Origin of the sequence: Nocardiopsis prasina DSM 43845, assembly GCF_000341265.1 — a bacterium.
Lineage (GTDB): Bacteria > Actinomycetota > Actinomycetes > Streptosporangiales > Streptosporangiaceae > Nocardiopsis > Nocardiopsis prasina.
Genome location: NZ_ANAE01000171.1, coordinates 1 through 24,037, shown reverse-complemented (window position 1 = coordinate 24,037; position 24,037 = coordinate 1). Strand labels below are relative to the sequence as shown.

Below are 24,037 nucleotides of genomic sequence, written 5' to 3'. Positions count from 1 at the left end.
CCCCCCCCCCCCCCCCCACCACGACCGATCCGACCGGAGTCGTGGTCGGTCCCGCTCAGACGATCTCCGCCAGTTCCCGGGCGAGCTGCCGGAAGGCGATCCCCCGGTGGCTGATCGCGTTCTTCTCCTCGGGCGACAACTCGGCCGCCGTGCGGGTCTCCCCCTCGGGAACGAAGACCGGGTCGTAGCCGAACCCGTTCCCGCCGCGGCGTTCACCGACCAGGCGGCCCCGCAGGACACCCTCCGCCACGGCCTCGATCCCGTCCGGCATCACCAGGACCGCGGCGCAGACGAACTCCGCTCCCCTGCGGTCGGCGGGGGTGTCGGCGAGCTGGTCCAGCACCAGGTCCAGGTTGGCCCGGTCCTGGTCGTCCGCACCGAACCTCCCGGCCCAACGGGCGGACAGCACCCCGGGCATCCCCCGGAGTTCGTCCACGCTGAGACCGGAGTCGTCCGCGACGGCCGGGAGCCCCGTGTGCTCCGCGATCGCCCGCGCCTTGAGCAGGGCGTTGCCGATGAAGGAGGGTTCGGTCTCGGGTACCTCGGGTGCGTCCGGGAACGCGTCCAGGGCCAGGACCTCCGCCGACACACCGGCCTCGGCCAGGATGGCGCGCATCTCCGGCACCTTCTTCGCGTTGCGCGTCGCAAGGACGAGCTTCACCGTGCCTCCTCCACTCTCACCGTTGGTCCTCAAGGGGCTCCTCCCCCTGGGGAGCGGGGCGGATCTGCCGGACCGGCCCCGCTCGCGACAGTCACTCCGACAGGGCCTTCTTCTGGAAGGCGGTCAGCTCCTCGCACCCGCCTGAGGCGAGGTCGAGCAGCTTGTTCAACAGTTCGCGGTCGAAGGCGGCGCCCTGGCCCTCGGCGGTGCCCTGCACCTCCACGAACTTCCCGTCACCGGTGAGCACGACGTTCATGTCGGTGTCGGCGACCGAGTCCTCCAGGTAGTTCAGGTCCAGCCGGGGCTGGCCCTGGACCACGCCGACGCTGACCGCGGCCACCGAGCCGGTCAGCGGGTTGTTCTTGAGCTTGCGCCGCTTGCGCAGGTGCTTCATCGCGTCGGCCAGGGCCACGTAGGCACCCGTGACAGCGGCGGTGCGGGTGCCGCCGTCGGCCTGGAGTACGTCGCAGTCCAGGGTGATGGTGTGTTCGCCCATCGCCTTGAAGTCGACGACGGCGCGCAGGGAGCGGCCGATCAGGCGGGAGATCTCGTGGGTGCGACCGCCGATCTTGCCGCGTACGGACTCACGGGCGCCCCGGGTGTCCGTGGAGCGCGGGAGCATCGCGTACTCGGCGGTGACCCACCCCTCGCCGGTGCCCCGGCGCCAGCGGGGCACACCGTCCTCGACGGTGGCCGCGCAGAGCACGCGGGTGTCCCCGAACTCGATGAGGGCGGAGCCCTCCGCGTGGCGGAGCCAGTTGCGGTGGATGTTCACTGGGCGGAGTTGGGTCGGAACGCGTCCGTCAGGTCGAGCCATGGACACGAGCGTATATCGGCACGGTGTTCCACGGTGCTGGAGTCGGGCGCTACCGGCCAGGGTGGGACCCGTGCCACACGGGCCCCACTACTTCCCTCTTCACACAGTCCCGGCCCTGCCGCATTCGTCACCCTGCGTGTCCGTGACCCACCGTGTTTCGGTCGGGTCGGAGTACCAGTGCAGCGGACCGTCGGTCTCAGACGCCGATCTCGCGGACCTGTCCGCCCCGGGCCAGCTCGATGGGGCCGTCGTAGGTGCTCCGCGCCTCGGCCAGCGTGATGTCGTCGTCGTTCCACGGCACCAGGTGGGTCAGCAGCAGCTTGCGCGCCCCGGCCCTGGTGGCGTGGTCGCCCGCCTCACTGCCCGTGAGGTGCATGTCCTTCGGGTGTTCGACGTGGTCGTGGAAGGCCGCCTCGCACAGGAAGAGGTCAGTGTCGCGGGCCAGGTCGACCAGGGAGTCGCAGGTGCCGGTGTCACCGGAGTAGGCGAGGCTGACACCGCCGTGCTCCAGGCGGATGCCGAAGGCGTCGACGGGGTGGTTGACGCGGGCGACGCGGGCGGTCATGGGTCCGATCCGGAACTCGCCCTGGGCGAGTTCGCGGAAGTCGAAGACCTCGGTCATCCCGGGGTCGGGGTCCAGGCCGTAGATCTCCGCGAGGCGGTCCGCCACACCCGCGGGGCCGTACACGGGGATCGGGGGCTTGGCGCCGCCGGGCGAGTACATGCGGGCGACCCAGTAGGCGCACATGTCCGCGCAGTGGTCGGTGTGCAGGTGGCTGAGGTAGACGGCGTCGACGGAGTACAGGTCGGCGTGGCGCTGGAGGGCGCCGAGGGCGCCGTTGCCCAGGTCGAGGAGGAGCCGGAAGCCGTCCGCCTCCACCAGGTAACAGGAGGCCGGACTGTCCGGCCCGGGGAAGCTCCCGGAGGACCCGATAATCGTGAGTCGCACGTCGTCGTCGCCTTTTCGATCGGCCGCACTGCTTCCGTGGCCCCTTGGTGACGTGTGCGGGGTGAGCGGTGGGCGGCTGGTTCTGCGGATGTCCCGTTGTTACGGGTGTACCCCAATGACCGCCTGGGTGGTACAAAATGTGGCCCGCATCTCAGGCGACGTGCATCACGTGTGAATTTTTCACACCGATTGACCAGATTTGACCGATTCGCTGCGCCCGAGTTCAGGACAGGAACTGACCTGCGTGGGAACGGACCGGAGGCCGGCCCCCGCGGGGAACCGGCCTCCCAGACACCGTGACGACACCGCCTCCAGGCGGCCCCGGAGGCTGGATCAGGCCCAGAGCTGGCCGTCCAGACGCTCCTCCGCCTCCTCGAGGGTGCCCTCGTAGGCACCGGTGGAGAGGTACTTCCATCCGGCGTCGGCGATGACGAACGCGATGTCGGCGCGCTCGCCGGCCTGTTCGGCCTTGCGGGCCATGCCCAGGGCCGCGTGGAGCGCTCCGCCCGTGGAGATGCCCGCGAAGACGCCCTCCTTGTTCAGGAGCTCTCGGGTCCGCCGGAGCGCGGCCTCCGAGGGGACGGAGAAACGCGTGGTGAGGACGGACTCGTCGTACAGCTCGGGAACGAAACCCTCGTCGAGGTTGCGCAGTCCGTAGACCAGCTCCCCGTACCTCGGCTCGGCGGCCACGATCCGCACGTCCGGCTTGTGCTCGCGCAGGTACCGGCCGACCCCCATGAGGGTTCCGGTGGTACCGAGACCCGCCACGAAGTGCGTGATCTCCGGCAGGTCCGCCAGCAGCTCGGGCCCGGTGGTCTCGTAGTGGGCCCGCGCGTTGGCGTGGTTGCCGTACTGGTAGAGCATCACCCAGTCGGGGTGCTCCGATGCCATCTCCTTGGCGACCCGGACGGCCTCGTTGGAGCCGCCCGCGGCGTCGGAGTAGTGGACCTCGGCGCCCCACATGGCCAGGAGCTGCTTGCGTTCACCGGAGGTGTTCTCCGGCATGACGCAGACCATGCGGTAGCCGCGCAGTTTGGCGACCATGGCCAGCGAGATGCCGGTGTTCCCCGACGTCGGCTCCAGGATGGTGCACCCCGGGGAGAGCAGCCCGTCCTTCTCGGCCTGCTCGATCATGAAGAACGCGGCGCGGTCCTTGATCGAGCCGGTGGGGTTGCGGTCCTCCAGCTTCGCCCAGAGCCGGACCTCCGGCGAGGGCGAGAGCCGAGGCAGGCCGACCAGCGGCGTGCCTCCGAGGGAGTCGAGCAGGGAGTCGTAGCGCATGGCTTCCTCAGCGGGAGCCGCCCGCGACGGCGGGCAGCACGGTCACGTTGTCGCCGTCGGAGAGCTTGGCTTCGAGACCGCCCACGAAGCGGACGTCCTCGTCGTTCAGGTAGACGTTGATGAACCGGCGCAGCTTGCCGCCCTCCACCAGGCGCTCCGCGAGGCCGGGGTACTGCTGGTCCAGGTCGCTGACCAGCTCGCTGAGGGTGTCGCCGGACCCCTGGACGACCTTGGCGTCGTTGGTCAGGTTGCGCAGGATGGTGGGGATGCGGACCTCGATGGCCATGAAGGTGACTCCGTTAACGGTCGTTGTTGTGCGTTCAGGTCCAACAGGCGGCCCGCCGTTGGCATTCCGCGGGCCGTGGCGCCGGGCGCCGTCGGGCGGCTGTGTTCCTACCGGTCCGCGCCGGAGGCGCCGCCGTCGACGATCTCGACGGGTTCCTCGGTGACCTCACCGTCGATGATCCGGAAGGAACGGAACTCGGCGGTGTCGGGCTCGCGGGTGGACACGAGGACGTAGTGGGCCTGGGGCCACTGGGCGTACGTGATGTCGGTCCGCGAGGGGTAGGCCTCGGTCGCCGTGTGGGAGTGGTAGATCACGACGAACTCCTCGTCGCGGTCCCACAGTTCGTCGTAGACCTTCTTGTACTCGGTCGAGTCGAACTCGTAGAACGTCGGGGAGCGTGCCGCGTTCAGCATCTCGATGATCCGCTCCGGGCGGTCGGAGCCCTCGGGCCCCGCGACGACACCGCACGCCTCGTCGGGGTGGTCGCGTCGCGCGTGGGCGACGATCTGGTCGTGGATGGAGCGGTCGATCCTCAGCATGGCTCCAGGGTACCCACAACAGCTTCTCTACCAACCAAGTGGGTATTCATGCGGGGGAGGTCACTCCGGGCAACGCCCCGACGCAGGTGGGGCGCTCGTACCGGCCCGGACCGGAACACGTAGGCTCGCCCCTATGAGCGAGGACAGCAGCAGCGCGCTGCTCACCGACCACTACGAACTGACGATGCTCCAGGGAGCCCTGCACAGCGGGGCCGCCGCACGCCGGTCGGTGTTCGAGATGTTCGCCCGGCGCCTGCCCGAGGGCCGTCGCTACGGGGTAGTCGCGGGGACCGGACGTTTCCTGGACCTGCTGGAGCGCTTCCGCTTCGGCCGCGAGGAACTGGACTTCCTGTCCGACCACGGCGTCGTGGACGACACCACACTGGATTGGCTCTCGGAGTACCGGTTCTCCGGGAACGTGTGGGGCTACGGCGAGGGCGAGGCCTACTTCCCTGGGTCGCCGATCCTGGTCGTGGAAGGCACCTTCGCCGAGGCCGTGATCCTGGAGACCCTCGCGCTGTCCGTGTACAACCACGACAGCGCGATCGCCTCCGCCGCCACCCGGATGTGCGTGGCCGCGGGAGACCGGCCCCTCATCGAAATGGGTTCCCGGCGCACCCACGAGCGGTCGGCCGTCGCCGCGGCCCGTGCCGCCTACCTGGCCGGGTTCGCGACCTCCTCCAATCTGGAAGCGGGGCGCACCTACGGGGTCCCGACCGGCGGCACGGCCGCGCACGCGTTCACGCTTCTGCACGACAGCGAACGGCACGCCTTCAAGGCCCAGTTGGAGTCCATGGGATCGGGGACCACGCTCCTCGTGGACACCTACGACGTGGAGCGCGCGGTGCGGCACGCGGTGGAGCTGGCCGGGCCCGAGCTGGGCGCCGTCCGCATCGACTCCGGGGACCTGGGGGCCACCGCCTCCCGGGTCCGCAAGCAGCTGGACGACCTCGGCGCCACCGGGACCAGGATCGTGGTCACCGGCGACCTGGACGAACACTCGATCCAGGCGTTGGCGGTGGCCCCGGTGGACGGGTACGGAGTGGGTACGTCCCTGGTGACGGGTTCGGGCGCCCCGACCGTCTCACTGGTCTACAAACTCGTGGCGCGGGCGCGCGACCTGGCGCCGGACGCCCCGTTGGAACCGGTCGCCAAGCGCTCGGTCGGCAAGCCGAGCCGGGGCGGCCGCAAGTGGGCGGTCCGGCGGTTGGACGACAAGGGCGTCGCCGTGTCCGAGGAGGTGTACCCGCACGAGCCGACCGAGCAGGTCGGGCTCCGGCCGCTGCTGCTGCCGTTGGTCACCGACGGTGAGGTCGTGGGGCGCGAGAGCGTGCAGGAGGCGCGGGCGCGCCACCGCGCGACAGTGGCCGAGCTCCCCGAGCAGGCTCTGCGGATGTCCCGTGGCGACGTCGCTCTGTCGACCGTCTTCCACTGATCCCGACGATAAGGAAGCGAGGTGCCGGCATGAGCAGGGCACTCATCGTGGTGGACCTCCAGAACGACTTCTGTGAGGGCGGCAGCATGGGCGTGACGGGCGCGGCCCGTACCGCGGCGGCCGTCACCGAGCACGCGCGTGTGGGCGGATACGACCACGTCGTCGCCACCCGTGACCACCACATCGACCCGGGGGCACACTTCTCGGAGAACCCCGACTTCGTGGACAGCTGGCCCCGGCACTGCGTTGTGGGCACGCCCGGCGCGGAGTTCCACGCCGACTTCGACGAATCCCTGGCCGAGGAGGTCTTCAGCAAGGGGCAGTACGAGGCGGCCTACAGCGGGTTCGAGGGCAGGGCCGGGGACGGCGAGACGACCCTGGCCGCATGGCTGCGGGAGCACGACGTGGACGAGGTGGACGTGGTGGGGGTCGCCACCGACCACTGCGTACGCGCGACAGCCGTGGACGCCCGGAAGGAGGGCTTCCGGACCCGGGTGCTGCTCGACCTGACGGCGGGGGTCTCCGCTCCCACGGTGGACACGGCGCTGGAGCAGCTGCGCGAGGCCGGTGTGACGTTGGAGGGTGAGCCGCTCGTCGGCTGAATCCGCGGGGCGGTCCCGCCCCGGACCCCACATGACGACGGGGGCGGTGGTGACCTGGTCACCACCGCCCCCGCGCGCGTGTGCGGAGCTAGCCGATGCCGATGGCGGCGCGGACGTCCGTCAGCACGCGGCGGGCCCGCGAACGGGCGCGCTCGAGGCCGGAGTCGAGGATCTCGTCGAGTTCGGTCTTCGAGGCCATGAGCTCCTCGTAGCGCTCGCGCTTGGGGCCGAGCTCGGTGTTGACCGCCTCGAAGAGCTCCTTCTTGAGGTCGCCCCAGCCCATGCCGCCCGCCTCCAGGCGCTGGCGCACGTCGGCCACCTTCTCCGCGTCGGCGAAGTGCGTGAGCAGCTGGAAGGGGATCGAGGAGTCCGGGTCCTTGGGGTCCTCGACCGGGGTCGAGTCGGTGGGGATGCGGTTGATGGCCTTGCGGAGCTTCTTCTCCGGCAGGAAGAGCGGGATGTGGTTGTCGTACGACTTGCTCATCTTGCGGCCGTCGGTCCCGGGCAGGATGCTGGCTTCGCTGTCGTCGATGACGCCCTTGGGGATGGGGAAGCTGTAGCTGTCGCCGTACCGGTGGTTGAAGTACCCGGCGATGTCGGCGGTGTACTCGATGTGCTGGGACTGGTCGCGCCCCACGGGGACGCGTTCGCCCTCCATGATGAGGATGTCGGCGGCCATGAGCACGGGGTAGACGTACAGCCCCATGTTGATCCCGGCGTCGAGTTCGGTGACGCCCGCCTCGTTGTTGCGGTCGCGCGCGGCCTTGTAGGCGTGCGCGCGGTTCATGAGTCCCTTGGGGGTGAGGGTGCTCAGGATGGTGGTGAGCTCGAAGGTCTCGGGGATGCTGGACTGACGGTAGAAGACCGTGCGCTCGGGGTCGAGTCCGCAGGCCAGCCAGGTGGCAGCGCCCGACCGGATGCTCTGGCGGAGCTCGTCCGCGTCCTTGATGATGTTGAGCGCGTGGTAGTCCGCGATGAAGTAGAAGGTGTCGTAGCCCTCGGCCGCCGCGAGGGCGGGCTTGATCGCGCCGACGTAGTTGCCCAGATGGAAGTCACCGGTGGGCTTGATCCCGGTCAGATAGGTGTTCGCTGCCATGCCCCCAGCCTATCGACGCCCACCACCCGATGACTGACCGCCGCCCGGCCCCGGACACACGGACGGCGCCCCGCCGGGGCGGGGCGCCGTGCCCGTGGGAACCGGGTGCGGGTGCGGCTCAGACTCGGGCCGAGCCCCCTCGGAAGGCCTCCCAGTGCTCGGCCATGCGGACCGACTGCCCCGGGGTGAAGTGGGTCATGCAGGCGTCGTCGCTGTAGTTCATGAAGTTGGTGACGGGGTCGAGTCCCGGGAGGTCGGGGCAGCTGTCCCGGCCCTCCGGGCAGCCCGCCGCCGCCTCGCGTTCGTACGGGGTGTCGTCCACGTAGTCCCCGGGGCTCTCGCAGCCGTTCTGGAACGTGTGGAACAGGCCCAGCCAGTGGCCGACCTCGTGGGTGCCGGTGTGGCCCTCGTTGAAGCGGTCGCGCGTCCCGCCCGGGAAGGTGTCGTGCGCGATGACGACGCCGTCCTGGTCGGGGCCGTCCGCGTAGTCCTGGGGGAAGGTCGAGTAGCCGAGAAGACCGGAGTCGAGCTGCGTGGTGTAGACGTTCAGCGTCTCGGGTCCACCTTGGCGCAGATCGGAACGGATGGTGTCGCGGTACCGGTTGAAGTCGTCGAACCAGGCGTCGTTGACGTTGCGCGTGACGTCCGAGAGCTCGAAGCTGAAGCCCGTGTCGGTGCCCTCGGAACCGACCGCGTAGTCGCCCCGGTAGGCCTTGTTGAGGACGTCGATCTGCTCCTGGATGCGCTCGTCGGTCACGTCTCCCCGGCCGTCCTGGGCGGAGATGACGTGCACGACCACGGGCACCGCGTGCGGCGGGGCGAGTTCACGTCCGCGCTGGGGGACCAGGGCGTCGCGGAGCTGTTCCTCGTACTCCGCGGCCTGCTCCGGGGTGATCTCGACGTCGGCGTTCCCGCCCGCGCCGGGGTCGGAGAGCCTGCTGGCGGCGGCCCGGGCCGCGGTGTCGGCGCCGTCGGCGGCCCGAGGGTCCCAGTCGGGCGGACAGTGCTGGTCGGCGACCGTCACCCCGGTCCGTTGGGGTTCGGGATGCGCGGTCTCTGGCAGCGAGCTCGCCACCAGACCGGTCAGCGCGAGTGCGCACAGGGTCAGGCCGGACCAGGTCGCGGCTGAGCCGCCGCGTGGGCTTCGTCGAATCACCTCACTCACTGTAGTGAGACGATTGCTCAGCGTTTGGCGAGCTTGCCCGACCTTGCGAAGTATTTGCCCTCTTCGGCCGGTGGTGGGGGCCTCCGGACCCCGGCGGGTCCGGACTCCTCTCCCCCGGCCTGTCGCCGCGAACCTACTTCTGGCCCACGGCCCAGGCTCTGAGCTTGGCGATGCGCTCACGGATCTGCGGCGGCGTGGCCTGCGCGACCGGCGGCCCTCCGCAGGCGCGGCGCAGCTCGTTGTGGATCACCCCGTGCGGCTTCCCCGTGCGGTGGTGCCAGGCTCCGACCAGGTTGCTCAGGTCCTTGCGCAGCTCGGCCAGGACCTCGTGCGTGGGCCCCGACTCCTCCTCCGGCTCGGACTTCCCCTTGGCCTTGAGCTGGCTCGCGTGGATGTCCGCCTTGCGCTTGCGCAGCAGCTGCGAGACCTGGTCCGGCTCGAGCAGCCCGGGCAGCCCGAGGAAGTCCTCCTCCTCGCTGGACCCGGCAGCCCCGCCCCCGTACTCCAGGCCGTCATAGAGCGCGCGGTCGAACTCGGCGGCCGACTCCATGGTCTCGAAGGGGAGCTCCTCCCCCGCGTCCGGAGTGTCCTTCTTCTTGTTGGCCTCCTTGAGGAGGTCCTCCTCGGGGTACTCGTCGTCCGAGGGCTGCTTGTCCAGGACGTGGTCGCGCTCGCGCTCCATCTCCCCCGCGTACTCCAGCAGGGTCGGCACGGAGGGCAGGAACACCGACGCCACCTCGCCGCGCTGGCGCACCCGCACGAAACGGCCGATGGCCTGCGCGAAGAACAGCGCGGTGCTGGTGGAGGTCGCGTACACGCCCACCATCAGGCGGGGCACGTCCACGCCCTCCGAGACCATCCGGACCGCGACCATCCAGCGGTCGTCGCTCTTCGCGAAGCGGGTGATCTTCTTCGAGGCGGCGGGGTCGTCGGACAGCACCACGGTGGCGCCCTTCCCGGTGATCTGCCGCAGGATGCGCGAGTAGGCGCGGGCGTTCTCGTGGTCGCTCGCGATGACCAGTCCGCCCGCGTCCGCGTGGGTCTTGCGCACCTCGGTCAGCCTGCGGTCGGCCGCCTGCAGGACCTTCTTGATCCAGTCGCCCTTGGGGTCGAGCGCGGCCCGCCACGCCTGGGACAGCGCGTCCTTGGTGAGGGGTTCGCCGAGCCGGGCGGCGAGCTCGTCACCCGCCCGCGTCCGCCACCGCATCTCCCCGGAGTAGGCCATGAAGATGACCGGGCGCACGACCCCGTCCTCCAGGGCGGGCGCGTACCCGTAGCTGTAGTCCCACGAGCAGCGGCGCACACCCGCCGCGTCCTGGACGTAGTCCACGAACGGAATGGGGTTGATGTCGGAGCGGAACGGGGTTCCGGTGAGCGAGAGCCGCCGTGTGGCCGGGTCGAAGGCCTCCCGGACGGCATCGCCCCAGGACAGGGCGTCGCCCGCGTGGTGGACCTCGTCGAAGATGACCAGGGTCTTGCGCGCCTCTGTACGGTTGCGGTGCAGCATCGGGTGGGCGGCGATCTGGGCGTAGGTGACGGCCACGCCGACGTACTGGCGCCCGAGGGCGCCCTGCCCGTTCTTGAAGTCGGGGTCGATGGCGATACCGAACCGGGCCGCCGCCTCGGCCCACTGCTTCTTGAGGTGCTCGGTGGGGCAGACAATGGTGATCGCCCGTACGGCGTGCCGCTGGAGGAGCTCGCTCGCCAGGGTCAGGGCGAAGGTCGTCTTGCCCGCCCCGGGCGTGGCCACGGCGAGGAAATCGCGTGGCTGCCTGCGAAAGTACTCCTCGAAGGCCTCCCGCTGCCAGGCACGGAGACCGCTCAGCCGGTTCTCCGTCGTGGTCTGCGTCACCGTCATTCGTTCCGTCCCCCGTTACTCACCTGCTTGAGGTTAGCGGCCGCCGAAGACCGTATCGGGAGCTCCGGCGGTGGCGCCCGGCACAGCGGTCGCCCCGGGCGTGTCCGGCGATCGGGCCCGGGCACCGAGCTCCGGGCGCCCCGCACACCCCATGACAAGCGGCACGGTGCTTGCCGCACCGCGCCGCGCCGTACTTCGGGAATCCGTGCCGAGTCCCCCGCGTCCCCGGGGACTCCCGGGTCCCTCAGCCCTCTCCGGAGACCTCCGACTCCCCCGGGTCGGCGTCACCGGTGGCGGGGTCGGCCTCCCCCTCGGGGGCCTCGCCGCCGACGCCGGTCATGTCGACCGCGCCGTCGTTGAACGGCATGTGCGGGGAGAGCGCCGGGAAGGCGAAGAACCACAGCAGGGCGGCCGCGCCCGCCAGCAGTCCCACCGACATGATGAACTTCGAGGCCCAGGGGCCGGGCAGGATGCGCCAGATCAGTCCGTACATTCGTGCGTCCCTTCCCCTAGGCGTCCGGAGCCATGTGGGCGATGCTGTCGGGCATGCCCTCGGACTTGGGTGTGGTCTCGGTCAGTTCGGCCCAGACGATGAGCCGGTGCGTGTTGTTGAGCTTGGGCGCGCACGTGGTGAGGGTGAGCAGCGCCCGTCCGGGCTCCTCCTCGGAGGCCTCCTCGAAGGGGTCGGGGTTGACGACCCAGAAGTCCTCGGGGAGCACGGTCTCCTCACGGAAGACCTCGTAGGTGTAGAAGTTCTCGCCGTCCTCCAGCACCATGACGTCGCCGTCGTCGAGCAGGTCCAGGTCCCAGAAGAGCCCGGGCGTGCGGTGCGCGGCGATGCCGTAGTTGCCGAGCTCGCCGGGTGTGCTGTCGAACTCCGTGTAGCGGCCCGGGCTGTAGCGGATGTCGTCCGGCGTGGTGCCGTTGACCACCACCCAGTCCAGGTCCAGGCTCGGGACGTACAGGCGGCTGTCGGCGCTGCCGGGCAGGGGCTCGGAGTCCGGCCCGCGCTCGTCGGCGGCGGCCCAGGCCTCGTCGAGGCCGTCGGCCAGTCCCTGCTGCTCACGGTCGGTCTCCCACTGGGAGCCGTACACCTCGTAGCCGGCGTAGAAGAGCATCAGCAGACCCACCGTCAGGAGGACCTCGCCGAAGAAGCGGACGAACCCGCGGACGACGTCGCCCGGGGTGGTCCGTGGTTTGCGCGGACGGCGACGGCGGCCCCTTGGGGGCCGCTCGCGCCCCTCGCCCGAGGGACGAGGCTCATCATGGGACTGCCGTTCAGTTGTGGACACCAATACGACCTACTCCTGTGGACGCTTTCGTGTGCACCCGGGCGGCCGGAGGGGGACGACGAGCGGGACCCCCGTACGCGGATGCGGCAGGACTTCGACCTCGTGTCGGTACACAGCGCTGAGGAGCGACGAGCTGAACACGTCGGTGGGGTTTCCCCGCGCGGCGACCTGTCCTCCGGAGAGTACCGCCACACGATGGGCGTACGCGGCCGCAAGCCCCAAATCGTGCAGGACCACGATAACCGCCCCACCGCCGGTCGCGAGGTCGCGCGCGATGGAGAGTACGAGTTCCTGGTGGTGGATGTCCAGCGCGGCGGTCGGTTCGTCGAGGAGGAGCAGGTGGGTGTCCTGGGCCAGGACCCGGGCGAACATGACGCGGGCCCGTTCTCCTCCCGAGAGCGTGGGGAAGCGGCGGTCGGCCAGGTGGGTCACGCCGACCCGTTCCATGGCGGTACGGACCAGGTCGTCGTCCCGGTCCGGGGTGCTCAGCCCGGCCCAGGGCGCGCGACCCATCGCGACGAGCTCGGCGACGGAGAAGGGGAAGCTGACCGCGGCCTCCTGGGGCAGGACGGCCCGGCGCAGCGCCAGTTCGGGTGGGTTCCAGCCCGGAAGCGGGCGGCCGAGCAGGCGCACCGTCCCCGAGTCGCGATCGCCCCGGGACGTGCCTCCCGCGACGTCACCCGAGAGCGCGGACAGCAGGGTGGACTTGCCCGCGCCGTTCGGTCCGACCAGGGCGAGCAGCTCACCGGCGCGGACGGTGAGGTCGACCCCGTCGAGGAGGGCGCGCCCGCCCCTGCGGACAGTGAGGCCCTCGGCGCGCACCACCTCGGAGCCGGGTTCGACGGGCGCGGGTGGGGCTGGCGCCCTGGTCAGGGGGGCCACTGCGGCGGCGAACCCTCGGGCGAGGGCCGACCGCCGCGGAGCCGCCCCCGTCGCGGAGTCGAGGGTGGTGCTGGCGGTACCGGCGATGCTCGTGGTGTCGGCGCTCACGACCAGCCTCCTTGCTTGGCGCGGGTGCGGTACAGCAGGAAGAAGAAGAACGGTCCGCCCAGGGCGGCGGTGACCACGCCGAGGGGGATCTCGGCGGGGGCGGCGACCGTGCGGGCCAGCAGGTCGGCGGCGAGCAGCAGCAGTCCGCCGCCGAGCGCGGAGGCGGGCAGCAGCACGCGGTGGCCGGGACCGGTCACCATGCGGATGATGTGCGGGACCACCAGGCCCACGAAGGCGACGATCCCGGCGAAGGCGACCGCCGCCGAGGTGAGCAGTGCCATGGCGCCGATGAGCACCAGGCGCATGCGTTCGACGTCCACTCCCAGGTGACGGGCGGGCCCCTCACCGAGCGCGAGCAGGTCCAGGCGACGGGCGTACACGGGGACGACCGCCAGCCCCAGGAGGAGACAGGGCGCGATCGCCGCCACCTTGGACCAGGTGGCGGTGGAGACGCTGCCCAGCTGCCAGAAGGTGATGGTCTGGATCTCGGCGTCCTGGGAGAAGTTGGTCATCAGGCCGATCGCCGCCCCCGCGATGGCGTTGACCGCGATGCCGGTGAGCAGGAGGGTGACCACTTCGGTGCGGCCTCCCGAGCGCGCGAACACGTACACGAACAGGGTCGTGCCGAGCCCGAACACGAAGGAGGAGGCGATGACCGTCCAGTGGCCGAGGACGGTGGCGCCGGTGAAGATGACGACGATCGCTCCGACGGCCGCACCGGCGGAGACCCCGATCACTCCGGGTTCGGCGAGGGGGTTGCCGAAGACGCCCTGCATGATGGCGCCCGCGCTGCCCAGGGCGGCGCCGACCATGACGGCCAGGACGACGCGGGGCAGGCGTACGTCCCACAGGACGGTCCTGGCGATCTGGTCGGGTTCGGCGCCGACGTCGAGACCGACCGCCTGGAGGACGGACGCGGCGACCTGGCCAGCCGGGATGGGGTAGGCGCCGACTCCGGCCGCGATGACCGCGACGGTCACGAGGCCGACGGACAGACCGCCGAGGAGGAGACCGGCGCGCAGTCGTCGCAGCCCACGGCCTCCGTGGTTCGGTACCGCGTCGGTGGCGGCGGGCCGTTGGGAGAGGGTGGTCACGCGGTGCCCCCGTCACCGTCGGGGATGGCGGCCAGCTCCTCGGCCAGGGAGACGATGACCTGCGGGGTGCGGGGGCCGAAGTTGAGCAGGACCCCGTCCTCGAAGTCGATGACGGCCGCGTTCCGGCCCGCGGGGGTCTGGGCGACGCCGGGGATCTCGACCAGCCCCTCCACGCCGCCGACCGACTCCAGGCCCTTGGTCATGACGAGGAGGACGTCCGGCTGCGCCTCGATGAGCGCCTCGGTGGTGATGGGTGTGAAGGGTGTGGTCAGGCCCATCTCGACCCCGGCGTCCCTGGCCCCGATCTCGGCGAGCATGGCGTCGGCGCCCGAGCCGGGCCCCCCGAGGAGGTAGACCCCGGCGGTGCCGCGCAGGTAGAGGAAGGCGACGAGGGGGTCCGCGCTGGCCTCCAGGGAGGCCTCGCGCACCTCGGCCATCTGGTCCCGGGTGCGTTCGACCAGCCGGGTTCCGGCGGTGGGGACGCCGAGCGCCTCGGCGACGCGCTCGAAGCGCGGGTACATCTCGTCGATGGACCAGGCCTCCTCGACGATGACGACGGGGACGCCGCTGCGCTGGATCTGCTCGATCACCTCGGGCGGCCCGGTCTGGGTGTCGGCGACGACCACCGTGGGCTGGAGGGCGAGCACGGACTCGGCGGAGACGTCGTGGCCCTCGCTGATCACCGGCAGGTCGGACGCCTCGTCGAAGGTGGCGGCCACGTCGCGGCCGACCACCTGGTCGCCGAGGCCGAGGGTGAAGACGATCTCGGCGAGGCCGCCGGTGAGCGGCAGGACACGGCTGGCGTCGGTGACCTCGACCTCCTCGTACTCCAGGGGGTCCGCGCTGGTGCGGTAGGGGTCGAGGACCACCGACTCCACTGTCACGGGGAGTTCGGGCGCCGGGGTGTCCTCCAGGACCTGGAGCCGGTTCTCGGAGAGTGCGGGGATGCCCCCGTCCGCCGACGCGTCCTCGGGGGCGGGTTCACCGGTGCAGGAGGTCAGGGCGAGGGCGCAGGCCACGGCGAGCAGGACGGTGGCCGGTCCTGTTCGGTGGCGACCGCGCAGGCGGAAGCGGGGGACGACGTGGGGCATGGCGGTCGCTTTCGGTTGATCCGTGTGCCGGGGGTGTCGCCGGGGAGCGGGGGCGCGACACGACCTTTTATATGACAGGTCGTCATCATCTTGACAACCCGGACGGTGCGGTGTTCAACTGTTCTGCGCGGGGTTGAGTTAGGTAAGGCTCACTTTGCCTAGGTAAGCATAACCTAAACCCGATTCCCCAGGTCTCGCGGGTGACGGACACCGTCCGACCCGCACGAACGCGAAGGCCCCTGATGCAAGCTGCGGTTCCCCTCCGTGGGTTTCTCCCATCCCTGGCCGCCGTGGCGGCGGCGACGGTCCTGGCCGCCGTCATGCCCGCGACGGCGCTCGCCGCCCCGGCCGAAGAACCAGTCCATCCCCGGACCACCGCCGTGGACCGCACCGAGGGGCTCGACCCCCGGGGCGACACCGTCACGGTGTCCGGGATCGGGCACGACCCCGGCAGCATGATCGAGATCGCCACCCGGGCCCTGCCTGCCGAGGCGGTCCCGACCCCGAACCCCGACGACTCCGCCGTCCTGGACACCGAGAACGCGGTCCGGGTCGAGGTGGACGAGCGCGGCCTGTTCACGGCGGACCTCCTCACCGGCGTCGGGTTCGCCGACGAGGCCGGGCTCGACACCGCCGAGGACCCCTTCGAGATCGTCCTGACCGAGATCGCCGGAGGGTCCGAACCCGAGGCGCCCCTTCCCGGGACACCCGAGGGCCGGGAACCTGACCCCCGGGAGGACGGGGGCGACACCGCACCGGACGCCCGGGACGCGGAGACGGCCGAGGTCGTCTCGGCCCCCGGTCCCGGCCGCGGCGCGCCCGTGATCGCCCCGGCGCAGACCCCGGGCGCCCCCGTCGTCGGCGTGGTCCCCGTGAGCTTCGCGGCGCCCGCGGCGCAGTCCGCGCCGCGCACCCAGCCCCAGGCCCAGCCCCAGGCGCCCAGCGCGCCCCGGCCCCAGTCGGCGCCGCAGACCCTGCCCCGGACCCCGGGCAGCCCGACCCTCACGGTCTCCAGGACCAGCGGGCTCGATCCCTCCGGCGAGAAGGTCACCGTGACCGGCACGGGCTACGACACCTCCAAGGGCGTCTACGTCGCCCTGTGCGACACCACCAACGCCAGTTCCACCCAGGCGCCCAGCCCCTGCATCGGCGGCGTGGACATGGAGGGCGAGGGCGGCGCCTCCGTCTGGGTCTCCAGCAACCCGCCGCCCTACGGCGAAGGTCTGGCCACCCCCTACACCGGCAGCGGGACCAACGGCGGGTTCACCGTCGAACTCACGGTCAAGGGGTCGGACGAGCACACCGACTGCCTCTCCGCCGCCACCGACTGCGCCGTCGTCACCCGCAACGACCACACCCGCTCCAGCGACCGGGGCCAGGACGTGTTCGTCCCGGTGACCTTCAGCGGGCAGACCGGTGACCCGGGCCCGTCCGGCGGGAACGGCACCGCGTCCAGCGGGGGCGCGAACGGTTCCGGGAACACCGGCGGCGACACCCCGGCGTCCGGTTCGGGCGGTGCTGGCTCCGGAGGCGCCGGAGGGGGCGCCAGCGGGCCGCTGGCCACCACCGGATCGTCGCTGACCGGTCTGGTCCTGGCCGCCGCGGTGGCCGTCCTGACCGGCGCGGTGGCGCTGTTCGCCGCACGCCGTCGTGGCACACCCCCGGGCCCCGCGACCACCTAGGCACCCCTGGCCGGGACCGGCTGGACGGTCCCGGCCCCACTGACCACGTTCTCCCTCAGCGGCTCCGCCAGCGCCCGCTCAGCCTCGGGACCGCTGCCCCACTCCCCGCCCGGAACCCGGTGCGCGACCGGAACCGGCATCCGTCCATCCCCCGAGTCGATAGGAACACTCACCCCATGAGCACCACCGCCACGAGAGCGGACGGGACCGGCGCACTCCGCCGCCCCCTGCGCTCCCTCGTCTCCCTCGCGGGAGCCGCCGCCCTCAGCGCCTCGCTCTCCCTGGGCGCCGCACCGGCCCTCGCCGACGAGGCACCCGTCTCCGTCGCCGACGGCTCCGCCACCTGGGGCGTCAAGCAGTCCTTCCGCAACTACGTGTCCAGCCCCATCGCCCACGGCGGCTACGAGGCCGTCGACGGTGCCAGCCGCAACACCGACGGAACCCTGGACTTCCCCACCGCCGAGGGAACCGTCTCCAAGGAGGACTCCTCCGGCGAGGTGAGCTTCTCTGGCGGAGTGGTCTTCACCGGCCACGACTACGGCCAGGGCCCTGTCCTGGAGATCCGCGTGAACGACCCGCGCGTGGAGTTCGACGGCCAGGGCACGGCCACCGTCTACGCGGACGTCGCCAGCCGCGAGTTCGCGGGCGCCGACCCGTCGCTGCCGCCTGGCGACCTCGTCGAGTACGGCGAGGTGGCGGTGGCGGAGCTGACCGGCGCCGAGATCGGTGTCGACGGCGACCAGGTCACCTTCACCTCCGAGGCCGGGGCCCTGCACGCCGACGCCGTGGAGCCGTTCGCCAGCTTCTACCCGGCGGGCGAGGCCATGGACCCGCTGTCCTTCACCACCGAGGTGGTCGAGGGAACCGACCCGACCGATCCGACCGACCCCGAGGAGCCCGTCCTCGACCCCGAGGTGCGGGTCGGCCAGACCACCGGTCTGGATCCCGAGGGCCAGACCGTCCGGGTGGACGGCACCGGGTTCCGCCCCGGGTCGGGCGTGTACGTGGCGCTGACCGGTATCGCCCAGTCGGACTCCTCGTACCCGCAGCACTGGTTCGGCAGCGGCGTGTGGCTGCGTGAGGGCACCGCGCCCGACGCGGACGGCGCCTTCGGCACCGACCTCGACGTCATCGGCGCCTTCGAGAAGGGCGGCACCGCCTACGACTGCCTGGAGGACCAGTGCTACGTGGCGGTGTTCAACGACCGCAACGACCTGGACAACCGAGACCAGGACGTGTGGACCCCCGTCACCTTCGCCACCGGCGAGGACGGCGGCGAGGACGGCGGCGAGGACGACGGTGAAGGCGGCGGTGAGGGCGGCCAGACCCCCGAGGGTGACCTGACCGTGCACAACGGCCGCGCCGACTGGGGCGTGAAGGAGTCCTTCCGCACCTACATCGAGGGCAACATCGCCAAGGGCACAATCCGCACCGAGGACGGCGCCACCCGCAACGACGACGACACCTTCTCCTTCACCGACGGCACGGGCAGCGTGAACCTGGAGGAGGAGGTCGCCGAGATCGACTTCACCGGGACCGTGCTGTTCGAGGGCCACGTCTACGGCGGCGCCGACCCCCTGCTGCACATGACCGTCGCCGACCCCCGGGTCGAGATCGACGGCGACACCGGCACCCTGTACGCCGACGTGGTCAGCAAGTCCCTCACCGACGAGGAGCTCGTCACCTACGACGACGTGGCCTTCGCCGACCTGGACCTGTCCGGCGTCTCCCACGAGCTGGACGGGGGTGTCCTGTCCTGGGGCGCGATCCCGGCCACGCTGACCGCCGACGGCGTCCCCGCCTTCGCCGACTTCTACGGCGCCGGAGAGCAGCTCGACCCGATCAGCCTCACGGTGAGCGTCGACGAGGACGTGGAGGTTCCCGGCGGCGGCACCGGAGGCGGTGGCGACGACAAGCCGACCCCGAACCCCACGCCCGGTCCGGGTGACGGCGGCGGCAAGCCCGGCCTGCCCAACACCGGTGTGGCGCTGACCGGCCTCCTGGCCGCCGCGGCGGTCGCCGTGGCCGCGGGCGGCACCGCCCTGGTCGCCTCCCGCCGACGCGCCGGCACCGGGGCCTGATCCACCGGTCTCCCGGCCGACTGACGGCACGAAGGGCCCTGGCTCACCCGAGGGGGTGGGTCAGGGCCCTTCCGCCTGCCGGCCACGAGGAGCCGTCACTTCATCATTTCCTCGTACGCCCTCTTGCAGTCGGGGCACACGGGGAACTTCTTCGGGTCCCGGTTGGGCACCCAGACCTTGCCACACAGGGCGATCACCGGGTCACCGGTCACCGCGCTCTGGGTGATCTTGTCCTTCTGCACGTAGTGGGCGAACCGTTCCCGGTCCCCGTCGTCGTGCGAGATGTCCGGCCTGGTCTCGCTGTCCGGAAGAACCTTGTTCAGGACATCCATCGACATCGTCCTCACACCTTTCAACGTCCGTCTACCACGGTATAGGGTGACGCGCCCCACTTCGAAGCCCGCGGCAAACCGCTCAGTTCATGGTGGGATCGTCAGGATAGGTGGACAACAGGGCCATCTCGCCACCTTGGCGACGCAGCACCCGCGGCCACAATGTCTCGGGGGAGCCCCCGAAGAGGTCGTCGGAGAGGGCGTCCACCACGTACCAGGCGCCGTCCTCGATCTCCCCCGCCAGCTGCCCGGCACTCCATCCGGCGTACCCGGCGAACACACGCAGGGAAACCAGTGCGGCCCCCAGTACTTCGGAGGGGGCCTCCAGGTCCACCAGACCGACCCCGGCCAGCTCCCGCCCGGGCGCGACCCCCTCCAACGGTGCCCAGCCGGGCGGCTCCTCGTCCGGCGGCGCGGCACCGAGGGCGATCCCGGAGTCGGTGCCGACCGGCCCGCCCGAGAACATCACCGGGGGCGCGCTCGCGTAGGCGCCCCAGTCCGTCACCACCTCGTCCACCGGGAGCTCCAGCGGGCGGTTGAGGACGACCCCGAGGGTGCCGTCGTCGGCGTCGTCCACGACGAAGACCACCGATCGGCGGAAGGAGTCCTCTTGGAGGAGGGGGGCGGCCACCAGCAGGCGTCCGGTGAGTGTCGACTGGTCCATGCTCCACACTTACCCGGAAAACCGGACCGGTGGTCGCCCCTTGACAGGGAGGACCACCGAATCGCTACTCGGCCTGGCCGCGCTGGGCCACCTCGCGCACGGCGGTGGCCACGTGGGTGGACAGGTCCGCGTGGAACACGCTCGGGATGATGTAGTTCGGGCCCAGCTCGTCCTCGGTGACGACGTCGGCCAGGGCCTCGGCGGCGGCGACCATCATGTCGGAGGTGACGTCGTGGCTCTGGGCGTCCAGCAGGCCGCGGAAGAAGCCGGGGAAGACCAGGACGTTGTTGATCTGGTTCGGGTAGTCGCTGCGGCCGGTCGCGACCACGCCCGCGTGCAGGTGGGCGACCTCGGGGTCGACCTCGGGGTCGGGGTTGGCCAGGGCGAAGATGATCGAGTCCTCGTTCATCTCGGCGATGTCGTCACCGCCGAGCAGGTTCGGGGCCGAGACGCCGATGAAGACGTCGGCCCCGGCCACGGAGCCCTTGAGGTCGCCGCTGTAGCCCTCGGGGTTGGTGTTCTCCGCGATCCAGCGCAGGTTGCTGTCCAGGTTCTCGCGGCCCGCGTGCACGGCGCCGTGGACGTCGCTGACGATGATGTCGCGCGCTCCGGCGTGCATGAGCAGCTTGAGGATCGCGGTGCCGGCCGCGCCGGCGCCGGACATGGCGATACGGACCTCGGAGAGCTTCTTGTTGACCACGCGCAGGGCGTTGCGCAGGGCGGCGAGCACGACGATCGCGGTGCCGTGCTGGTCGTCGTGGAAGACGGGGATGTCGAGGAGCTCGCGCAGGCGGGCCTCGACCTCGAAACAGCGCGGGGCGGAGATGTCCTCCAGGTTGATGCCGCCGAAGCCCGGGGCGAGCAGCTGGACGGTGCGGACGATCTCGTCGACGTCCTGGGTGTCCAGGGCGATGGGCCACGCGTCGATGTCGGCGAAGCGTTTGAACAGGGCGGCTTTGCCCTCCATGACGGGCATGGCGGCCTCGGGGCCGATGTTGCCCAGGCCGAGGACGGCCGAGCCGTCGGTGACCACGGCGACGCTGTTGCGCTTGATGGTGAGGCGGCGGGCGTCGTCCTTGTTGGCGGCGATGGCCTGGGAGACGCGGGCGACACCGGGGGTGTAGGCCATGGAGAGCTCGTCGCGGTTGCGCAGCGGCACCTTGGACTTCATCTCGATCTTGCCGCCGAGGTGCATGAGGAAGGTGCGGTCACTGACCTTGTGGACCACGACCCCCTCGACCCCGCCGAGGGCGTCGACGATCGCCTGGGCGTGCTCGGTGTCGCGGGCGGCGCAGGTGACGTCGATGCGGATGCGCTCGTGCCCAGCGGCCGCCACGTCCAGGGCGGTGATCATGCCGCCGACCTGCTCCACCGCGTTGGTGAGGCTGCCGACAGCGCTCCCTCCGGCGTCCAGTTCGAGGCGGACGGTGATGGAGTACGAAACGCTGGGAAGGGTGGCCACGTATTGCTCCTTGGCTTTTGCTGATGTCATGCGTCCGCGGGGCACACCGGCGGCCCCTCCCGTGGACGTACGGACCGACGTCGGGACTCCTCCACCGGGGATCGGACGCACGGCCTGCACTCCGTGGCCGGGCCCGGTGGAACCTCGTCGGCGCCTGCGCGCCGATCGGACCCTGGTCCGTGACGGTTGCGCGTCCCGCCGTGGAACACCCGGTCATCGGGCGTCCGGCGCGGGGCTCGGTTGCCGGGCGGGGGCGGTACTTGGGAGCCCACAACCGAGTCGCCTCACCTTACCCGAGTCAAGCGGGTAACGTCAGCACAAGGTGACAATTAACGCCTTCGGAAAAAATCGCATTAATTCCGGGCGTTTATGGGGCACTTCGCCCCTCCCCTAGCCCCGGGCCCGGTCGGCGGCGGCGCGCACCACTACGTCCGCGCAGGCGTCGGTGGAGAGGGCCGTGGAGTCGACCACCAGGTGGTAGAGGCCGGGGTCCGCCGGGTCGGTGCGGTAGAAGCGGCGCACGTAGGCGGCTCGGGCGCGGTCGTTGTCGTCCAGCAGGCGGAGCGTGGGCGGATTCGCACCCCAGCCCTGGCCGCCGTGCTCCTCCGGGTCGCCCCGCTCCCACAGGCCTCGTGCCCTGCGCAGGCGGGCCTCACGGTCCCCGTCCAGGCGCACGTGCAGCGCGCCGGGGTGGTCGGCCAGGACCACGGCGGCGGCCCGGCCCAGCACCACACCGCCGGTGCGGGCGACGTCGCGGATGACCCGCTCGGTCTGCTCCACGAACTCGTGGTCGTGGAGGAGGCGGCCCTCCTTGTCGGTGGTGCCGACGAACCCGGAGTCGACGCTGCCGAGGGTGACCGTGGGCAGTCGCGCGGCACTGGCGAGCAGCCGTTCGAACCCGCCGGGGGTGCGGTCGTCGCGCTGGAGCACCTCGTCGAGGGAGCAGCCGATCTCGGCCGCCACCGCGCTGGGCACCGCGCGGTTGAGGAAGGGGACGTGGAGCCTGGCCGCGACGGCCGGGCCGACCACGCTGCCGCCCGCGCCGAAGGTCGCCGAGATCGTGACCACGGGAGCAGCGTCGTGCGCTGGTCGAGCTTGGTTGGTCGCCATGGGACACCTGCCCGGGTTGGCCGCACGTCGGACGGAACTTCTCCTCAGCTCCTACCCCGCAGCGGGAGCGCTATCCCCGCCATCTCCAAATCGGTAAATACGCACCGTTTTACCGCTCTTGGTGACACATCGGGAGGAAATCCACCAGAAGAAGAACCGGCCCCGGGACGACGGATCTCCGTCGTCCCGGGGCCGGTCCCGCCGGGCTAGAACAGCGCCGAGGTGAGCTTGCGGCGGGCCGCGCTCACCCGGGGGTCACCGGCGGGCAGCAGGTCGAACAGGGCGAGCAGGTGCCCGCGCACCCGGTCGCGTTCGTCGTCCGAGGTCAGCCGGACCGTCTCGACGAGCCGGTCGAAGGCGGCCTCGTACTCGCCGCCGTACATGTCGATGTCGGCGACGGTGATCTGCGCCTCCACGTTCGCGGGGTCGCTCTCCGCCGCCTGGCGCACGGCGGGGCCGTCCACCTCCTGGAGGCGGCCGACCAGGCGGACCTGCGCGAGGTTGGCCTTGAGTTCGGCGTTCCTGGGGTCGTCCTCCAGGGCCTTCTCGAAGACCGCGGCGGCGGCCTCGAAGTCACCGCGTTCCAGGGCCGCCTGGGCCTGCGTGGTGATCGGGTCCTCCTGGGGGGCGGGCTCGGCCTCCTCCGGCATCGCGGAGGGGTCGCCGTCCACCGTGCCGGGGTGGTCCGGGGGGAGCATGCCCTGCTGGGCGAGCGCGCCGAACACCTGGGTCAGGGCGTCGCGCAGCTGCTCCTCGTTGGCCGGGCCCTGCATCAGGGGCATGACCTGGCCCTGGACCGCGATGATGATCGTGGGGGTCCCGGACACCCGGAGCGCCTGCACCAGCTGCGGGCTGGCGTCGCTGTCGATCTTGGCCAGGAGCCAGTTGCCGCCGGAGCCCTGGGAGAGCCTGTCGAGGATCGTCTCGACCTGCCTGGACTGCTCGGACCAGCTCGCCAGCACCGCCATCACGACCGGGGCGGCCATCGACCGCTCCAGCACCTGCTGGAAGTTGGACTCGTCGGCGTTGACGGAGTAGGGGTTGGTTCGACCGGCCGACTCCTCGGCGCGCTGCTTGGCCTCACGCTCCAAGGCCGCCTTGCGCGCCCCGAGGTCAACCGCACTGTTCGGTGAAAAGTCCGAAGGCTGCATGTTCCCTATCCTGCCGCATCCCGGAGCGGTACGAGGACCGCCCCGGAAAGCCCTCGGCGAACGCACCCGCCACGATGGCCGCCTGCCTCAGCCACAGTCGGACAGACGGAGGACACCTGAGCCACAAGGGGGGGTGCTTTCGTTCGGTGCCGGAGAGGGTTCTGGAGGTGGCGCAGGTGGGATTGCGAGGAACGAGCCATCACACCGAAGACGCCGAAGGTTCCTCTGCAAAAGCACCGAACCCGGGCCAAAGCGAAGCGGAGGCCCCAAGAAGGTGAGGGTGCCGGAGAGGGTTCTGGAGGTGGCGCAGGTGGGATTGCGAGGAACGAGCCATCACACCGAAGACGCCGAAGGTTCCTCTGCAAAAGCACCGAACCCGGGCCAAAGCGAAGCGGAGGC

General features: G+C 71.1%; 24 protein-coding genes. 4 read left to right on the top strand and 20 right to left on the bottom strand.

Annotated features, from left to right (window positions below; genetic code table 11):
- Positions 1-55: 55 nt before the first annotated feature.
- The 6 genes from rdgB to D452_RS0121070 all read right to left on the bottom strand — a co-directional run bounded on the left by rdgB (position 56) and on the right by D452_RS0121070 (position 4,533).
- Positions 56-661: an RdgB/HAM1 family non-canonical purine NTP pyrophosphatase gene (rdgB, locus tag D452_RS0121095; protein ID WP_017546129.1), complete on the bottom strand. Its 606-nt coding sequence runs from the start codon at positions 659-661 to the stop codon at positions 56-58.
- 91 nt (positions 662-752) lie between these two features.
- Positions 753-1,478, bottom strand: a complete 726-nt coding sequence (gene rph / locus D452_RS0121090; RefSeq protein WP_083927582.1) for a ribonuclease PH — start codon at positions 1,476-1,478, stop codon at positions 753-755.
- Between the two features lie 196 nt (positions 1,479-1,674).
- Positions 1,675-2,427 carry an MBL fold metallo-hydrolase gene (locus D452_RS0121085; protein ID WP_017546127.1) on the bottom strand — a complete coding sequence of 251 codons (753 nt, stop codon included), beginning with the start codon at positions 2,425-2,427 and terminating at the stop codon, positions 1,675-1,677.
- Between the two features lie 333 nt (positions 2,428-2,760).
- Complete coding sequence (locus tag D452_RS0121080; RefSeq protein WP_017546126.1) at positions 2,761-3,708, bottom strand: PLP-dependent cysteine synthase family protein; 948 nt, start codon at positions 3,706-3,708, stop codon at positions 2,761-2,763.
- Between the two features lie 7 nt (positions 3,709-3,715).
- A complete protein-coding gene (locus tag D452_RS0121075) occupies positions 3,716-3,994 on the bottom strand; it encodes a MoaD family protein (RefSeq protein WP_017546125.1) in 279 nt (92 codons plus the stop codon).
- 107 nt (positions 3,995-4,101) lie between these two features.
- Positions 4,102-4,533 (bottom strand): Mov34/MPN/PAD-1 family protein, encoded by a 432-nt coding sequence (locus D452_RS0121070; protein ID WP_017546124.1) that lies wholly within the window; start codon positions 4,531-4,533, stop codon positions 4,102-4,104.
- Between the two features lie 133 nt (positions 4,534-4,666).
- Here D452_RS0121070 and D452_RS0121065 point away from each other — a divergent pair, with 133 nt between their 5' ends.
- Together D452_RS0121065 and D452_RS0121060 are read left to right on the top strand one after the other, a co-directional pair.
- Positions 4,667-5,968 (top strand): nicotinate phosphoribosyltransferase, encoded by a 1,302-nt coding sequence (locus D452_RS0121065; RefSeq protein WP_017546123.1) that lies wholly within the window; start codon positions 4,667-4,669, stop codon positions 5,966-5,968.
- Between the two features lie 29 nt (positions 5,969-5,997).
- Positions 5,998-6,570 carry an isochorismatase family protein gene (locus D452_RS0121060; RefSeq protein ID WP_017546122.1) on the top strand — a complete coding sequence of 191 codons (573 nt, stop codon included), beginning with the start codon at positions 5,998-6,000 and terminating at the stop codon, positions 6,568-6,570.
- 88 nt (positions 6,571-6,658) lie between these two features.
- Here D452_RS0121060 and D452_RS0121055 read toward each other — a convergent pair whose 3' ends face one another.
- The 8 genes from D452_RS0121055 to D452_RS0121015 all read right to left on the bottom strand — a co-directional run bounded on the left by D452_RS0121055 (position 6,659) and on the right by D452_RS0121015 (position 15,156).
- Positions 6,659-7,666, bottom strand: coding sequence for a tryptophan--tRNA ligase (locus D452_RS0121055; RefSeq protein WP_017546121.1), 1,008 nt, complete (start codon positions 7,664-7,666; stop codon positions 6,659-6,661).
- 118 nt (positions 7,667-7,784) lie between these two features.
- The gene (locus D452_RS0121050) at positions 7,785-8,822 is read right to left on the bottom strand and encodes a zinc metalloprotease (protein ID WP_051061341.1); all 1,038 of its coding nucleotides are present in this window, start codon (positions 8,820-8,822) and stop codon (positions 7,785-7,787) included.
- A gap of 142 nt (positions 8,823-8,964) precedes the next feature.
- Positions 8,965-10,689, bottom strand: a complete 1,725-nt coding sequence (locus tag D452_RS0121040) for a DEAD/DEAH box helicase (RefSeq protein WP_017546119.1) — start codon at positions 10,687-10,689, stop codon at positions 8,965-8,967.
- 244 nt (positions 10,690-10,933) lie between these two features.
- The gene (locus D452_RS28740) at positions 10,934-11,182 is read right to left on the bottom strand and encodes a hypothetical protein (RefSeq protein ID WP_017546118.1); all 249 of its coding nucleotides are present in this window, start codon (positions 11,180-11,182) and stop codon (positions 10,934-10,936) included.
- Between the two features lie 16 nt (positions 11,183-11,198).
- Positions 11,199-11,984 carry a class E sortase gene (locus D452_RS0121030; protein ID WP_026129519.1) on the bottom strand — a complete coding sequence of 262 codons (786 nt, stop codon included), beginning with the start codon at positions 11,982-11,984 and terminating at the stop codon, positions 11,199-11,201.
- Positions 11,985-11,990: 6 nt separating this feature from the next.
- Positions 11,991-12,863, bottom strand: a complete 873-nt coding sequence (locus D452_RS0121025) for a heme ABC transporter ATP-binding protein (protein WP_040694504.1) — start codon at positions 12,861-12,863, stop codon at positions 11,991-11,993.
- A gap of 104 nt (positions 12,864-12,967) precedes the next feature.
- Positions 12,968-14,065: a FecCD family ABC transporter permease gene (locus tag D452_RS0121020; protein ID WP_017546115.1), complete on the bottom strand. Its 1,098-nt coding sequence runs from the start codon at positions 14,063-14,065 to the stop codon at positions 12,968-12,970.
- Entirely contained in the window at positions 14,062-15,156 is a 1,095-nt protein-coding gene (locus D452_RS0121015; protein ID WP_017546114.1) for a heme/hemin ABC transporter substrate-binding protein, read from the bottom strand. The genes D452_RS0121020 and D452_RS0121015 overlap by 4 nt, the downstream gene beginning before the upstream one ends.
- A 290-nt stretch (positions 15,157-15,446) precedes the next feature.
- Between D452_RS0121015 and D452_RS0121010 the strand changes: the two genes are divergently transcribed.
- Positions 15,447-16,838: a hypothetical protein gene (locus D452_RS0121010; protein WP_017546113.1), complete on the top strand. Its 1,392-nt coding sequence runs from the start codon at positions 15,447-15,449 to the stop codon at positions 16,836-16,838.
- Here the strand turns inward: D452_RS0121010 and D452_RS30730 are convergent.
- On the bottom strand, positions 16,835-16,978 hold the full coding sequence (locus D452_RS30730) for a hypothetical protein (protein ID WP_017546112.1): 144 nt from the start codon (positions 16,976-16,978) through the stop codon (positions 16,835-16,837). The two genes, D452_RS0121010 and D452_RS30730, sit on opposite strands and share 4 nt — an antisense overlap.
- Positions 16,979-17,014: 36 nt before the next feature.
- On the opposite strand from D452_RS30730, the gene D452_RS0121000 reads away from it, so the two are divergent.
- Positions 17,015-18,919, top strand: coding sequence for an HtaA domain-containing protein (locus D452_RS0121000; RefSeq protein WP_017546111.1), 1,905 nt, complete (start codon positions 17,015-17,017; stop codon positions 18,917-18,919).
- Positions 18,920-19,014: 95 nt separating this feature from the next.
- Here the strand turns inward: D452_RS0121000 and D452_RS0120995 are convergent, their stop codons facing one another.
- The 5 genes from D452_RS0120995 to D452_RS0120975 form a co-directional block, all read right to left on the bottom strand.
- Positions 19,015-19,257, bottom strand: a complete 243-nt coding sequence (locus tag D452_RS0120995) for a DUF3039 domain-containing protein (protein ID WP_017546110.1) — start codon at positions 19,255-19,257, stop codon at positions 19,015-19,017.
- Between the two features lie 76 nt (positions 19,258-19,333).
- Positions 19,334-19,915 (bottom strand): YqgE/AlgH family protein, encoded by a 582-nt coding sequence (locus tag D452_RS0120990; RefSeq protein WP_017546109.1) that lies wholly within the window; start codon positions 19,913-19,915, stop codon positions 19,334-19,336.
- Positions 19,916-19,979: 64 nt separating this feature from the next.
- Positions 19,980-21,377 (bottom strand): NAD-dependent malic enzyme, encoded by a 1,398-nt coding sequence (locus D452_RS0120985; RefSeq protein ID WP_017546108.1) that lies wholly within the window; start codon positions 21,375-21,377, stop codon positions 19,980-19,982.
- 390 nt (positions 21,378-21,767) lie between these two features.
- Positions 21,768-22,487: a cytidylate kinase-like family protein gene (locus tag D452_RS0120980; RefSeq protein WP_026129517.1), complete on the bottom strand. Its 720-nt coding sequence runs from the start codon at positions 22,485-22,487 to the stop codon at positions 21,768-21,770.
- 206 nt (positions 22,488-22,693) lie between these two features.
- Positions 22,694-23,638: a tetratricopeptide repeat protein gene (locus D452_RS0120975; protein WP_026129516.1), complete on the bottom strand. Its 945-nt coding sequence runs from the start codon at positions 23,636-23,638 to the stop codon at positions 22,694-22,696.
- Positions 23,639-24,037 lie beyond the last annotated feature (399 nt).